Source organism: Spartinivicinus marinus, assembly GCF_026309355.1.
Taxonomy (GTDB): domain Bacteria; phylum Pseudomonadota; class Gammaproteobacteria; order Pseudomonadales; family Zooshikellaceae; genus Spartinivicinus; species Spartinivicinus marinus.
Map to the genome: position 1 here is coordinate 118,392 of NZ_JAPJZK010000002.1, position 15,576 is coordinate 133,967.

The window sequence follows — 15,576 nt, forward strand, 5'->3', positions numbered from 1 at the left end:
TAAACCATGATTAGTAGCTTTTAATTCAATTTTGGTAGCTTATAAGCATTTATTTAACTACATTTAATTAGTTTTATCCTTCATTTGTAGTCGTAAATAAAGATAGAGCTACCTTTGATGAAACATAATGAATAATAATGCTGAACTCGAATGTAACATTTCCTTGTAACGACTACCTATCTTTATATTGAACTACTTTTACCTTATTGATTACACTAAAAGTAGCTATTTAAATAAAAAAACAACGATTTCAAGTCAACTAAGGTAGGTCTCATATAAATGGAAAGCTCAAATAATCAATATAAGTAGCTTTAATGCTTGCACTACAAACACAACTGTAAACATAAGTAGTTTTTCATCTATATGGAGTCAAGAAAAGTAGCTGTATAACGAAGCTCATTAAAGAATATTCAATATAGGTAGTTACTTAGTAAACTTAGGTAGTCATTGAATAAATATAAGTAGCTATGATTTCAATATAAGTAGTTATGATTTCAATATAAGTAGCTATGATTTCAATATAAGTAGTTATTTAGTTACTTCTAATTTTCATAAGAGCCGTATTACTCCTAGCTTAGAGAGAATCAGTATTTTTTTCTAAACAAGAATAAACAGTTAATAACAAAATAAACAAGTAATCACTCTAAACAAACTACATAAGTTGCATGTTTTAAAAAACTTCAAATTCGGTATTTGAGCCATTAAAGCCATCAGAACTCCTATACAAGTATTTCTTTTTCAGTCTATGGACAACTATATGACTATCAATTAAAGCTCTTAAATAAGACGAGAGATGGCTTATTACATTATCTTTATAATAGATCAACAATCTTATAGATATTGGTTAAAGACTATTTTATATAATCTAATCCGTTAGGATGGTCTATTTATGTAATACCATGGACATCTATTGGAAGAGTAGCTACTATCCTGATCATATGCGTAGCGATGCTACGCGTGAAACATTGATGTTCCACGCTAAACATTTTAATAAAATGACTGACTTCTGGTTACAAGCTGAAAAATGCCAAATTCTTACATCTTCAGGACATACACAGCAGGAAATTGCCAATCAATTGGGTATTTCCCGTGCAGAAGTGTCTCACCTAATCCGGTTTAATAGGCTTACTCCAGAAGTTGTAAAGCTTCTGAAAAAACACGCCATAAGTAGAACACATATAAGGCTTCTAGTTACTGTTAGTAGTTATCATCAACAAAAGTACCTGATTGGCCAAATTATCAATAAGGGTTTATCAACCAGAAGTTTGAAAGAAGTTATAAACCTTTTGAGCCAAAAATCAGAGCTTGAATTATTAGAATTACCTGCAGATGAATTAAACCGTGCTTTGGCCTTAAGGCTAGGGTTGCCCGTTATAATCAAACCTTCAGAACAAAAAGACAAGGAAAGTGGAATTATTGCGTTGTCCTACAAGAACAAGGATGACTATAAACTAATCATCAGGAAACTCTTGGCCGATTAGGTGCGGCACCTTACACTGCCACACACCTGCAAGCCTTAGCTTCTATAGGAGTCTACTCACTCCTATAGCATGCTTAGTGTTCATTTTGCTTAGGGGCATCAACTGGATTGTCTTACACTGGTTATACGCTATAATACTGTTTTTATATACAGTATTAAGGTGAAGTCATGGACATTGAATCAATAAGCCCCGCTAAAGTCATTGATACAAATGAACTTCAAACCAGTCCCTTATATGAATATCAAGTACCAGCAGGCTTTCCAAGCCCAGCCACCGACTTTGCAGCTTCAGAAGTGAATCTGCACGACTATCTGGTTAAGCACCAAGCGGCTACGTTTTTTGTGCGTGCTAAGGGTGATTCAATGATTGACGGCAGAATACAGAGTGATGACTTATTAGTTGTAGACCGCTCCTTAGAGGCTAAATCAGGGAATATTGTCATTGCTGCTCTGGATGGAGATTTAACCGTTAAGCAGTTAAAGATCAAAGGTGCTAGGAGCTGGCTTGTTCCCATGAACCCTAAGTTTTCACCCATTGAGCTAAAAGAGCAAGACTGCATGATTTGGGGTGTTGTTGTTTATATCATTCACAAAAGCTACCCATGACAACATTTGCGCTTTGTGACTGTAATAGCTTCTATGTCAGTTGCGAAAGGCTATTTCGCCCTGATTTGCACGGAAAACCTGTAATAGTCGGATCAAATAACGACGGCTGCGCGGTTGCTCGTTCACCTGAAGCGAAAGCACTTGGCATTAAAATGGGTGAGCCTATCTTTAAAATCAAAGATATTATTAAGCGTTACGGCGTTACGGTTTTCTCATCAAACTACACTTTATATGCCGCGATATCCCATCGGGTAATGTCTACGCTAGAACAGTTTAGCCCTGCGGTTGAAGTGTATTCGATTGACGAAGCGTTTTTAGATTTATCACACCTGGCATTTATCGATTCATTAAAAAATTATGGTTTTGAGATAAAAAGTAAAGTAGCTAAAGAGTGTGGTATACCAATATGCATTGGCATTGCTGAAACAAAAACCCTAGCAAAACTAGCTAACCACGCGGCAAAACAATACCCAAAAACTGGCGGCGTTGTAGAAATTAATTCAGAAAAAATAAGAGAACGATTATTAAAGTGTATGCCTATTGACGAAGTATGGGGAGTAGGTAGGAAACTAACAAAAAAATTACAGGCCCTGGGTATTACAACAGCTTATGAACTGGCCAACTTGCCCGAAAAATACATTAGACAACAGTTTAATGTCGTGTTGGAGCGCACTGTACGAGAGCTAAACGGCGAATCCTGTATAGAGCTAGAAGAGCACGCACCAGCTAAAAAACAAATTATTAGTAGTCGCTCTTTTTCTAAACGAATCACTGACCAAGCAGAGTTAGCTGAGTCGATCAGTAGTTATATGTCACGAGCAGCGGAAAAGCTAAGACAGCAACACTCAAGGGCTCAGCAGGTGAATGTATTTATTCGTACCAGTCCATTCTCTGATACCCCTCAGTATAATTGTGGTGGTTCTTTCTCTTTGCCCCACCCAACAAGCGACACTAGGGTATTAGTTCACGTGGCAAAGGGTATTCTCGACACTATCTACAAGCCAGGATATTTATATGCCAAAGCAGGCGTCATGCTCGCTAACATTTCGGAATTGAGTTTTGATCAAGCAGACCTATTTACACCTGAAATCGATACATCAAAATCTCAACAACTTATGACAGTTGTAGACCAAATTAACCGGCGATTTCCTAAAGCTCTGTTTCTAGCCAGTACTGGAACAAATCAAGGATGGCAAATGGCTAGACAACACCTTTCGCCTAACTACATGACAGACTGGGCAGAAATTCCGCTTGTGAGGCTTTAGCAACCGTTATACTGCAATAAGTCACTTAAGGATGAGGTCTACAAATGTGCGGGCAATTTGGGCTAGCTGAGGCGTTCAACTGGAGCAAATTTACAAAGCGGTTAGGGCTAAACGATATTGACGCCCCTGGTCTACGATTTAAAGACGCCTTCGCGCCCACCAACACCATTTCAATCATTACACAACAAGACGGCTATCAAGTCAGAGATGCTATATGGTGGCTGCTACTGGAGGAAACGAAAACGGGCTTTAAAGCTAACGCCAAATACGCAACGTTTAATTCAAAATCTAGCCGTTTAACATCTAGCCCAGTTACTAAAAAAGCGTTCAAGCAGACTCGTTGTATTATTCCTGCAACTCACTTTGTGGAGGGCGATGGGCCTAAAGGCAAACGCTACTATCACCTGCTCAAACCTGACAGGGGTATGATTGCATTCGGCGGCATCTATCGAGCGTGGACACACTCTAAGACGGGTGAGCATTGCTTTTCAGCTTCAATCATCACCTTGCCAGGCCACCCCAAACTAAAAGGCATTCACAAAAACTCACTACCTTTAATGCTTCCGATCAATCAGCCAGAGATTGCGCACGACTGGTTAAGCCCATTAATCCAAGATACGCAGCGCTTTGAATCACGCTTACAGCCAGTGCTTTATGAATCCCTATGGGCTCTTCCGATAGAAAGACCAGGATCACCTACACCAATAGGAGACACTTTTAGCATTGAAGCTGATTAAATTACCCCAAGCTTTTCCATTTCACCCAAAGAACCGCTGCAATCACCGCAAAAAAACTACTACTCCAAAGTAAATCCCGATGGCGACGATAGAGGGTTTTAACTGCAAACCATAGTGGTCTAGCTTCGGCTTGACGGTATCTCACTTTGTAACTTTTTAATAGGCGGTCAGTATAACCAAACTCCTCAGATAGATGTTGCTTTTCAGCGAGAATTTCCCTCATATAATCTGTAAGCGAACGTTCGGTAATATTGGCTTTCCAAGCTGTCACAGGGGTTAATTGGCCAACATGAATAGGCCGTGAATGACCAGCTTGTTGCTTTGAACTTGTAAAATCAAACTCAATTCCAAACTGCTCATACAACCGGTTTCGTCGTAGTTTATTGGAACCATGACCTTGGCCCTCAACTAACTCGATTGTGTTCACCGATGCATCAGGCCATTGTTGTAGCCACTCAACAATAGTATTGAGAAGATAGGTTCCTATACGCTGGCCATGAAGCCCAGATAGATCCAGAAAAACGCCTCCACTTTCAAATGGCAAGCTGGCAGTTAATGAAGCACGGTTATAACGCTTTGAGTAGCATCCACAAAAATACCCCTTACTTTCTAGACCTGGACGATGGGGACCAAGCCGTTGATAACGAAGCTTTATCACAGCGTCCATTATCTCATTATCTTGGGAATATCGATATTTCTCCTCGCGTTCTACCAGCAAATGAGCAATAGGAGACTGATCAGGCCGATCTCGGTGACGAATTTCGAGAATATAGGTATTTGAGTTAGGGTGGAGCATAATGAACAAATTCCTTTATCAAAAGCGCTAAATATTTAATGAAATAAGCTCAGTACTGGATAGGGAAGCAGTCACAATAAGACAGTCTTTTTTTCTAACTGTTGGGGTTTATATTGATATGGCTAAACCCCAACTAGGGTGAAACAGTTGAGGTCAGAGTTGAAGACGGAACACATGCTTGCAAAGGGAGCCGCGAGTGGAATTAAGCCAGTTTTTTAGAGCTAATCTTAGTTATCTTACGACTCAACCATAAGCAACTTACCTCAAAAGGTTAAGTGGATACTCCCAAAGTATACTTTAATATCAGTCATTTAATTGCTCACTCACCAACGATGATAAAATGGTAGAGAACGTTATTTTTATCACCATTTTCATTTAGTAATTTTCTAAGCTGCCTATGCGGCAGATAACCGGGAGGCTTTGCTCTATTACCAACACCAGCTTATCTAAGCTGCCTATGCGGCAGATAACTTACGCGAAGAATAGGCGAGTCTCTCAAGATTTTTCTAAGCTGCCTATGCGGCAGATAACCATTAGTGATAATCCTCATAATTCACCACATATTTCTAAGCTGCCTATGCTGCAGATAACGTGGCACCATCCCAAAGGAAACCGGCGTCAAATTTCTAAGCTGCCTATGCGGCAGATAACCTGACCACTTTGGCTGGTCAGGAATTTCGAGATTTCTAAGCTGCCTATGCGGCAGATAACAACATGTGAAGAAGAAGACACATAGCTCTATATTTCTAAGCTGCCTATGCGGCAGATAACTGAGTGCTGAGGCGGTACTACTGTACTAGGAGTTTCTAAGCTGCCTATGCGGCAGATAACTATTTATTAATCGCTATAAAATGTATTTAAAATTTCTAAGCTGCCTATGCGGCAGATAACTTGTTGTGACATCTAGTGCGCGGACTCCAAAGTTTCTAAGCTGCCTATGCGGCAGATAACGCTATGTCCATATGAGTCCTCAAAGTTTGAAATTTCTAAGCTGCCTATGCGGCAGATAACTACCAATAATTGTTGCAATCTTTGCATAAACATTTCTAAGCTGCCTATGCGGCAGATAACTAACACCTTTAGCTTGTGATTTTAAATGAATGTTTCTAAGCTGCCTATGCGGCAGATAACAGCAAGCGCAAATCTCACAAGAGCAACTGATTTTTCTAAGCTGCCTATGCGGCAGATAACTTAACGGTGTAAAGCTACTCCCCAGCCAATAATTTCTAAGCTGCCTATGCGGCAGATAACGCAAAAGATATGCGTAAATTAATGATTAACAATTTCTAAGCTGCCTATGCGGCAGATAACCCAACATTACAGCGTGGTAACTATATTATCATTTTCTAAGCTGCCTATGCGGCAGATAACCTATTCCAGCTAATGATTGGGATTTGGTGTTATTTCTAAGCTGCCTATGCGGCAGATAACAATACATAGTCAATACCAGCAACAAGACAATATTTCTAAGCTGCCTATGCGGCAGATAACCTTTAAGCGCGGCTTTCCTTTCTTCCTTTATTTTTCTAAGCTGCCTATGCGGCAGATAACAGCAAAGTCCATTTTTTCGCAAACCTGCTGTAATTTCTAAGCTGCCTATGCGGCAGATAACGTTGGGTAATTGCTGCGGTAGCTGCGTTAGTATTTCTAAGCTGCCTATGCGGCAGATAACATCGTCATCGAACATTTCTGACCACTTTGGCTTTTCTAAGCTGCCTATGCGGCAGATAACAAAAACCCACACTATCTGATGATGATTAACAATTTCTAAGCTGCCTATGCGGCAGATAACAAAAGAATGTTGTTGCAGCACTTCTTAGTGCTTTTCTAAGCTGCCTATGCGGCAGATAACGGTTATCACTTGATGCTAAGTGACTCATCTTTAAACAAAAACATCAAATCCACTGGAAAAACCTTCCTTTTCCCAGAGAGAATAAAAATGCTTTAATATCAGTCTGTTAAAGAGCACCTATACAAACGAAGGTTTGCTAGAAGTAAGGTAGCGTTGTTCCACTCTTGCTTAGCCCATAGCTAGAGAAATAGCCTTCAGTGGGTTTGCTAGAAAGAGTTTGCTGTATACACAGCTGAAATTGCTGGCCTGTGCTTTTGCTGCCAATCGATAGAAATGCTCGCTCAGCTTGATACTCCTTATGCCACCGATGAGCACGTGCTTTTAAAATGGTTTGATCAGGCTCAATGCCTTTATTTTTTAGATATTGAATGAAGCGCTCTTGTCCTTTTTTTAGGCCTTTTGGGCTACCTCGATCCGCACGTTGGCTCCGTCTGTAGCTAACAAAGGTATTAACTTCAGGTGTATTCAAACACTGGATTAACTTGATACCACCAGATTCTTGTAAAAAGAGTAAATTTGAACCCTTAATTAGCCTTGCTAGAGCAGTTTGATCACCAAATATTCGCAGTTGATTACCTGGATGATTATTTTTTAATTCTGGAAATGCAACGCCAATGGTATTTATTTCATTGGCAGATAAGTAACCATGCAACTGTCGCATGACTTTACCCATCATCCAACCTGTTTCGTTTGCTGGAGTGATAATATCTACGTCAACATAATGGCTTAACTGCATGGCCCCCCTCCTTTATTTCTTTTTATCTTTTTTGCTTTCTCCACTAAATACGCCACCACGTATCAGGCAAGCCATCACATAATGAGCTGAATCAGCTATCGCTTCTTCGCTTTGCAGTGATTCAATCAGTGCAGTCAAGTAGGTTAAGTGATGGTAAAGGTCGTCTTTATTGGAAGGCAGTCGTACTGCTTCAGCTCTTTGTTGCACAACCCCATAAGGCTCTACGGCAATAGCTCCATAGCTATCTGCTTTTTTATGCCAGGTATCAATCGTGCGTATCGCATTACCGATCTTTTGGCTATGCATAGTGGCTTGCCGCTGACCAGTATTGCCATAAAGTTGTGAGGCAAGTACCTTACCTTTCTTGTTTTCTTTACTATCGACAAACTCTTGGCTCGGGTATACCTCTTGACCAAAACCCAGATTTCCTGTGCCTGACACTTGTAGCCTGAGTGGAGGGGTTGTATCACTGAGCGATTGGCTAATTTGCTGGGTTAACTCACCAAACCCTTCATAGTCACTGTAATCTGTATCTAGCGCACTATTCACATCAAATACAAATGTTGTCTCGTTCAGCTGAATGGCCACTTGCTTATTAGTGGCGTAACGGTTCCGCCACATCCAGCGACCATTAATAATATTGGTTAAATACCGTTTAGCCAGTTCTGTATAGCCATTTTTTTCTTTATAAAGCGCAGCAAATGACTCTAACTGTTCAAAGTAATCAGGATTGTTACAAGCACCTGGCGCCGATGAATGGCCAGCAAACGTGAGACTAAATTTTAATTTAAAAACCGATGCATTTTCTGGCAAATAACAGACATCAATTGCTTTAATATTGGCATTATTAATATCTAACAATTTAACTTGTTCGTTGTCGCTGGTTTTACCTGAACGACCAATACCTGCGTAATTGGATATTGTGCCACGTACCGTTTGGCTGGTGACGAATACGGGTAACTCTTTTTCTTCATTGGTTAAACACGTAAATACACCGTTAGAAGGGATAATCGAACGGGTATAATTGAGCATGGTGGGTAATTCAAACTTAGCCATTATTCTGCTTCCTTTTTCAATATCGGGCTATTCAGTAGTATCAACAGTCAATAAACGGTTGTTGGCATCATAGGTATGCTGCCAAATCGCTTGCATATTTTTTAAATCTAAATTGTTTTTGCTATGGCTTGATAAATAGCGCCACTGTGCCACGGAGGTAACTGGCTCTGCATAGGCGTGAGGCAACGGCTGTCGTGTACCCGTCCGATTTTTAGGTGACTCAATTAAACGGTATCCAATCGCGGTAGGGATTATCCAGCCTGGTTGATTTCGCGTGTATTGCCCATCATCGTTTTTATTTAATGCCAGTACATCCAATAGCCGGTCTAAACTGTCCTGCTCATCACCGTCATCTTCTGGCATGAGCAGTTCTTTTCGATTACACAATAACCAACCGTTACCGATCTTTTTTAGCTGTTCTGTCAGCTTTTGAGAAGAATTGCACCACGCAATATGGCCATGTTTAATAACGCGACCACCCGCTAAAGGCGTCTTCACCAATAGTCCATTTAACTGTGCTAGTTGCTCTTTAATCGCAGAGTCCACTTCACAGGGCTCTTCATCTTCATCCATCCAAACGGACAGTACCAATGACAGACGTAAGTCTACTTTCAGCTCCTGAACAATCGGTGGGTTCATGGATTTTGGTTTAGTGGGTGCTTTGCCATGAAGTGCCGGCGGGCACTTGCTTTGTCCTGGAATAAGGGATAGCTGATGACCAATAATGGAAACACCACGAATCTGCAGGGTTTCCAACTCATGTTGACTGGCTACGTCTTTCAACCAGTTTAATTCCAACCAATGACCAAATCCTGTAAATGCTGTTAGGGCAGGAAATCCGGCAATATACATATTGGCTTCGGCGTTGGCTTGTTCAATTGATAAAGACGGCAAAAATAAATAACCTGCAAATTCCATTAGTTTGCCTCCCACCATTCATTCAACGCATGATTCATTATTTTACGATCGCTATCTCCCAATACAGCAGCCTCTTTGCCATTAATATAACGAGCTTCTTGCATCACTTGGTCAGCTTTTTCTTTGACAGATAGCAATTTATTTTTAGCTAAAGTTTCTAATAACCAAGCTTGCTCATCATCGGGTAAATGAGAGAGTTTTTGTATATGCTCGTCAACCGGCAACTGATGTAATGCTTCTTTTACCTTTAAAATACGATGAAATAATTGTGATACTAAATTAATGGCAGATTGTCGATGGTAAGCTCGACGGTGCCGATCAGGCATGTCCTTTGACCCTGGGTTCATTAAAGCACTAGCATCTAATGGTTTTCGACGAGACAATTCAAATATACTGTCTTTGCAGCATGTTAATTGAAACCATAGTTTTGACTGCTGACCTGATGATACAGGCATTGGCATATTAGCAATAAAATGTTTGTATTTGCCGCCTATTTCAGAACTAAATGGGCCAGTATTAATCGGGTTTGAGCCACCAATCTTTACATCCAATACAGTAAAATATTGATTTTTTTTCTGCTCTTTTTCTACTGCTTTACCATCTTCTTTTTTATTGCTAAAACGCCGCTCATTTAACCGATGATGTAACTCTCGGGTAAAACCAAAAGGGACTACTGGTGTGATTAAAATATCTTGAAACCCATCTCCATCACGAATCGGCCAAAATACCTGCTTAGCAAAGCGGTCAACAGGCCGAGAATCTTTCGATTGAGACCAATATTGTTGTGCTTTTAGCTGCAACTTTTCACACCAATGCTCTTCAAGCCCCAGTGTTTTTAGAATACTAACTACTGGTTCTACGCCCTGGGCAAAACACTGCACTAAAGACAGTAACGCTCCATCCACACAAAACTCTTGGGCTAATAGCCGAATATAACCTGCATTAGAGGCATTACCCGCTCCGCTAACCAATCGCGCTGTATGGGTACTGATTGAGTGTACGTAAGGTATAGTAGCAACTGCTTTATGCTCTAAATCAAGGTCGACAGCAGCACCCTGACTGACACTTGCATTTGGACACTTTAGATTGTGTGTACCTACTAATTCAATTGTGCTTAATAATGTATCTAATGACTTCTCATTGCATAAAAACTCCTTAGCTAATTCACGATCGTGTAAGCGCTCATTATTTTTTTTACATTTATAAATCGTGGCATTGATTAATACAACAATAAATTGAGTTAACTCAATTTTAGTAATGTTAGGCGGTGGTGACTTATCAAAACGACTGACTAAGTCCGCTAACTCCTTAGCATTAAACAAAACACTGGATGCTTGTTTCATAGTAAAAATCATTTTATCTACTTGTCTTTGAAATACGTTATCAGTATTATCTTTTAAACTCAACATATAGAGGAATTATTATTTTATTTGTAATTATTTACTATCGCAAAGATAGCTTAGAAGTCTATTTGTTGTGTTTTATAGTTAAATCAGCTGCCGCATAGGCAGGTACTACTTTTTATACAAGGATGTTCTATGAGTTTATTACCCTCACATCGCCAAGGCTTATACTTACTCGAACACTGCCGAGTGATGGTAAAAGATGAACAACTTACTTATGTACAACAAAAGGATGGCTTTCAAAAATATTTTGCTATTCCTTATGCTAATACCAATGTATTGCTATTAGGTACTGGCACCTCAATTACACAGCCGGCTACTCGGCTGTTAGCCGAAGCGGGTGTATTATTAGGATTTACTGGTGGAGGTGGAACACCTTTATTTTTAGCTTCTCAAAATGAATATCGACCAACACAATATTTACAAGCTTGGGTTAAAATGTGGCAATCCACTGCCAACCGTTTAAAGGTCTATCAATATTTTCAACAACAACGCTGCAGCTTTTTAGAAGACAGTTGGCGTAAGTTAGATGCATTTGAAAAAGTTGATTTGAATGCAGTTATTCATCATTACCAAACTCAAATATTATGCGCCACCAATGGCCAAACCCTAATGGGCTATGAAGCTAATTTTGCTCGTCAGCTCTATCGTATTGCCGCTGAAATAACCGGTGGACATCATTTTGAGCGTAAGCCCGGTAGTGGTGAAACAGGTGACCGCTTTAACCGTTACTTGGACCACGGTAATTACCTGGCTTATGGGCTAGCAGCAACAGTTTTATGGGTATTGGGCATTCCGCATTCTTTACCAGTGGCTCATGGTATGACACGGCGTGGTGCATTAGTGTTTGATGTGGCCGATATGATCAAAGACGCCACCATTTTACCTAATGCATTTATCTCTGCCGCCAATCAAGAATCTGATCAACAGATGCGTAATCGCTGTATTGCATTTTTTGATCAAACCAAAACGCTCCGTTTTTTATTTGACCACATTAAAGCTGTAACGGAGATGGACTGGTGATTGTCATTTTTGTCAGTGAGTGTGAGCATAAGGCTCTCAAGCGAACACGAAAAATACTTAATCAATATGCCAATCAAATAGGTCAACGGACTTGGCTTACCCATATGAGTGAAGAGGGGCTACAACATATTCACTCATTATTACGACAAGCCAGCTCTCGGCATATGGCTGTTGCCTGTCATCGTGTACTGGGACGCACACGGACAGCATTATTATGGGTGGTGGGTAGTCGAAAGCATTTTAATGCCGATGGTATTTTTGCATTTTCAACTACTCAGCAAGATGTACTTAATATTCCAAAACAAGCGTCTCCAATGCAACGACTTTGTGCTTATTTATCCGAGCTAGCCGGTTTTTTTCATGATATCGGCAAGGATAATGCTTTTTTTCAAGAAAAACTGCAGGCCGCCATACAAGGCAATCAGCAACGAATCACTGACCCTGTTCGCCATGAATTACTGTCAACAGTATTAGTTAAAGCGTTAGTAAAAAAAGTTTGCCAAGTGAAAACATGGCCAAAAAATGATGAATCCTGGGTTAATGCTTTAAGTAATAAGCAGCAATTATCGGCTTATTTTTCTCAGCTGGTAGAAGACGGCGGGTGGCTTGTAGACATAGATCAATCCCATGAGTCACCACTTCCCTTGCCTATAAAGACTCTCCAAGCGCCACTATTATGGGCATGGCTATGGCTCATTGTAAGCCACCATCGTGTCCCCTTCGGAAAATACAAAGATAGCCAGTCAAACAAAATCATTCTGACGTGTAAAAACCATGTTAATGGTAGCTCCTCTGAACAAGAGAATGATAAAGACGACTTACATAATAATTTACGCCCGGCAGATACTGAGCAGCGTTTTTGGGAGCAAGACCAACAATGGCTTAAGGGCGTGGCGCACTGTATTCAGAAAATACAACACTGGCTGACTAACCATCAGGCTCTACTGCAAGATCCCCAGTGGCAGCAAACCTTTCTTACCACAATAATACATTACAGCCGAACCGGCATGATGTGCGCAGACCATGCCGTATCAGCTAAAGATAATCGTGGCGATAACCTAGAGAGTAATAGCCCTCTATCATTACTCGCGAATACAGCAAAAGGAAAAGAAACGTCCCCCGGCGCCTTATTAGGTAATCACTTATTTAATGTTGGTAAGCAAGCATCCAGTATGACGCGATCACTTTGGCAGCCAAACCTGTCATTACCCGCCATTGAAAAGACTGACTTGCCTGCCCCTCTGCGTAGTCAGCCTTGTGAGCCAAAACATTCTGTTTATGCTTGGCAAGATAGTGCCTGTAATGCCGTTAAGTCGGTAAACAAAGCAGGGGAAAATGCTGGATTTATTGGCCTAGTACAAGCCGGTACTGGTTATGGTAAAACCCGTGGCTGCGCACGTATTATGGCTACCATTTCACCTGAATTGCGCTACACGGTAATCATTGGGCTGCGGAGCCTTACCTTACAAACCGGCCAGGTGTATCGTAAAGAATTAGAATTAGCTTCAGCTCAATTAACTGTCTTAGTCGGCGAGTCTTTTATTAAACGACTTATGAAGTATGAAGAGAGCTGTGCTCAGGGCAGTGAAAGCCTTGCTGCAGAAAATGAAGAGGGATTAATGGTTGATGGTGACCCTGACGTGCATTTACTGCCTCAAGCGTTATCAATCTTATTAGACAAAAAAATTAAACAGCAAAAACTATTAGCTAGCCCAGTTGTAGTTTGCACTGCTGACTACCTGGCCGCTGCAGCTGATGCCCGAAGGGGCAGCCATTTAATTGCAATGCTGCGGCTATTGTCTGCTGATTTAGTTATTGATGAGGTTGATAACTTCGATGAAACCGCCCTCGTCGTATTAGGTAAGTTAGTGTATTTATCTGGGTTAGCTGGCCGGCGGGTGTTGTTATCTTCTGCTACTTTATCACCATCGATTGCCTCTGCCATGTTTAGTGCTTACCGAGCGGGCTATTTACACTACTGCCATCGTTTAGAGATCACAAAACCACAAGTAGCTGTCGGCTGGTTTAGTCATCTCAGTACGCTTTGTAAAACCCACTGGATTAATGATGACGATGACCATAAAGCTCTAAAGAAATTCAACACTATTCATGCTAAGCACAGTCAGAAGCTCATTACCCATATGGACCAGCAGCCAGCAAAACGAAAGGTAGAGTGGCTAAAGGTACCTGATAATTTTACATTACCCATGCTGCCAAATTTACTATATCAGGCGGCACAAACTCTCCATCAACGCTTTGCTCAAACAGATCCGAAAACAGGAAAAAAATTATCGATTGGTTTAATTCGAGTAAGCCATGTATCTTCTTGTTGGTATCTAAGTAGTCAGTTAACTGATGTGAATAGCGGCTCAGGCTGGGAGCATCAAGTGGTTTGTTATCATGCACGCCTACCTGGGCTTGCACGTATGCATACTGAAAAATGGTTAGATCAAGCACTTCACCGTAAAAAACCAGACGCGCTTTGGGATGAACCATTAATTCGTCAATTATTAGATAATACCGAAGCGGAGCAAGTCTTGATTATGGTAGTAGCAACGGGTGTTGAAGAGGTAGGTCGTGATCATGACTTTGATTGGGGCATACTAGAACCGTCATCGACCCGATCTGTTGTGCAATGTGGAGGACGCATACTGCGCCATCGTGATTTACTGATAACTGAATCAAACATAATACTACTGCCAACCGTTATTCAATATTGGCTCAATCCAACTGGCAGCGTGGTTTACCAAAACCCAGGGGTAGAGACCAAAAAACATTATGAACTTTCAACCAAGCAAGCCGAAGCACTTTACCCAAAAAGTTGGCAGGAAAAACTAGATGCACGTTATAACTTAGCCATTCCCTCTTCATCTGAGGCGGAAATTACGGCGCTTGAGCATCAACGACAGTATGATTATTTACACACCACATCAAACGCTCGCACCTGTGACCAAGACCTTAAAAAGGCTGAAGGATATAACTTAGTAGACTGGTGTAATGATCCACTATTGGCTGCCAATGATCGGCACAGTAAGGGCAACCCTTTTCGGCAGCACCGGAATAAAATCTTGTATTGGTGTGACAATCAGGATGATTGGTGGCAAATAATAGTGAAAACATCAGGCAAGCAGCAGGGTAATCCAGTATCAGCAAATAGTGCAATAAACTTAAAAATGAATGTTAATGAGAACAGACTGCTGTTACAGCAACTATTTTCATCCGCTCAGATTGAAGATGAATATCAATCATTGAAGTCTCTTCTTTATCAGGATAATGACGATGATTATACCCGACAAATGTTGCTTGGATTTGAGTTTGAGAATAATGGTCAAACACTATTACAGATTTCATACCACTTCTGGTTAGGTGCGACTAAGAAACATAATGGCTGGGAATAATACAATTATCAACTCATATACCGTCGTCGCTTTTGCTATACAGCTTAAGTAAACTAACCTCAATACTTCGTTTTAGCTGCTGCTCTTTAACAACTTGATTTTAAGGCACTTTTATTTTTATTTAGAAATGGAAGGTTTTCCAGGTGGATTTGATGTTTTTGTTTGAAAGTTAGTCACTTAACATCAAGTGATGACTGTTATCTGCCGTATAGGCAGCTTAGAAATTTCCCAGCCTGGATGATGTTGATGTGTATGAGTTATCTGCCGTATAGGCAGCTTAGAAAATGGCTGCATGGCGTGCATCCA

Annotated in this window: 11 protein-coding genes and 2 CRISPR repeat arrays (1 of these 13 cut by a window edge); of the genes, 6 read left to right on the forward strand and 5 right to left on the reverse strand. The window is 40.7% G+C overall.

All coding sequences use genetic code 11. The annotated features are described in order from the left end of the window. Positions 1-899: 899 nt before the first annotated feature. From OQE68_RS28835 to OQE68_RS28850, 4 genes are all read left to right on the forward strand, one after another. The gene (locus tag OQE68_RS28835) at positions 900-1,481 is read left to right on the forward strand and encodes a ParB/RepB/Spo0J family partition protein (RefSeq protein WP_180569871.1); all 582 of its coding nucleotides are present in this window, start codon (positions 900-902) and stop codon (positions 1,479-1,481) included. 167 nt (positions 1,482-1,648) lie between these two features. Continuing rightward, positions 1,649-2,086 (forward strand): LexA family protein, encoded by a 438-nt coding sequence (locus tag OQE68_RS28840; RefSeq protein ID WP_180569872.1) that lies wholly within the window; start codon positions 1,649-1,651, stop codon positions 2,084-2,086. Beyond that, positions 2,083-3,351 carry a Y-family DNA polymerase gene (locus OQE68_RS28845; RefSeq protein ID WP_180569873.1) on the forward strand — a complete coding sequence of 423 codons (1,269 nt, stop codon included), beginning with the start codon at positions 2,083-2,085 and terminating at the stop codon, positions 3,349-3,351. The genes OQE68_RS28840 and OQE68_RS28845 overlap by 4 nt, the downstream gene beginning before the upstream one ends. A gap of 44 nt (positions 3,352-3,395) precedes the next feature. Further along, a complete protein-coding gene (locus tag OQE68_RS28850; RefSeq protein WP_180569874.1) occupies positions 3,396-4,088 on the forward strand; it encodes an SOS response-associated peptidase family protein in 693 nt (230 codons plus the stop codon). 1 nt (position 4,089) lies between these two features. On the opposite strand, the gene OQE68_RS28855 is transcribed toward OQE68_RS28850, so the two are convergent. From OQE68_RS28855 to OQE68_RS28875, 5 genes are all read right to left on the reverse strand, one after another. Further along, positions 4,090-4,884: a hypothetical protein gene (locus OQE68_RS28855; protein ID WP_180569875.1), complete on the reverse strand. Its 795-nt coding sequence runs from the start codon at positions 4,882-4,884 to the stop codon at positions 4,090-4,092. A gap of 383 nt (positions 4,885-5,267) precedes the next feature. Further along, positions 5,268-6,736: a CRISPR direct-repeat array (repeat unit 28 nt; unit sequence TTTCTAAGCTGCCTATGCGGCAGATAAC). Between the two features lie 136 nt (positions 6,737-6,872). Then, positions 6,873-7,472, reverse strand: a complete 600-nt coding sequence (cas6f, locus tag OQE68_RS28860) for a type I-F CRISPR-associated endoribonuclease Cas6/Csy4 (protein WP_180569876.1) — start codon at positions 7,470-7,472, stop codon at positions 6,873-6,875. Positions 7,473-7,484: 12 nt separating this feature from the next. After that, positions 7,485-8,528, reverse strand: coding sequence for a type I-F CRISPR-associated protein Csy3 (csy3, locus tag OQE68_RS28865; protein ID WP_180569877.1), 1,044 nt, complete (start codon positions 8,526-8,528; stop codon positions 7,485-7,487). Between the two features lie 27 nt (positions 8,529-8,555). Next, a complete protein-coding gene (locus OQE68_RS28870) occupies positions 8,556-9,446 on the reverse strand; it encodes a type I-F CRISPR-associated protein Csy2 (RefSeq protein WP_180569878.1) in 891 nt (296 codons plus the stop codon). Beyond that, entirely contained in the window at positions 9,446-10,801 is a 1,356-nt protein-coding gene (locus OQE68_RS28875) for a type I-F CRISPR-associated protein Csy1 (protein WP_266195949.1), read from the reverse strand. The genes OQE68_RS28870 and OQE68_RS28875 overlap by 1 nt, the downstream gene beginning before the upstream one ends. 183 nt (positions 10,802-10,984) lie before the next feature. Between OQE68_RS28875 and cas1f the strand changes: the two genes are divergently transcribed. Both cas1f and cas3f read left to right on the forward strand, forming a co-directional pair. After that, on the forward strand, positions 10,985-11,872 hold the full coding sequence (gene cas1f, locus OQE68_RS28880) for a type I-F CRISPR-associated endonuclease Cas1f (protein ID WP_180569880.1): 888 nt from the start codon (positions 10,985-10,987) through the stop codon (positions 11,870-11,872). Continuing rightward, a complete protein-coding gene (cas3f, locus tag OQE68_RS28885; protein WP_180569881.1) occupies positions 11,869-15,270 on the forward strand; it encodes a type I-F CRISPR-associated helicase Cas3f in 3,402 nt (1,133 codons plus the stop codon). The genes cas1f and cas3f overlap by 4 nt, the downstream gene beginning before the upstream one ends. Positions 15,271-15,466: 196 nt before the next feature. After that, positions 15,467-15,576: a CRISPR direct-repeat array (repeat unit 28 nt; unit sequence GTTATCTGCCGTATAGGCAGCTTAGAAA) (it continues 457 nt past the right edge of the window).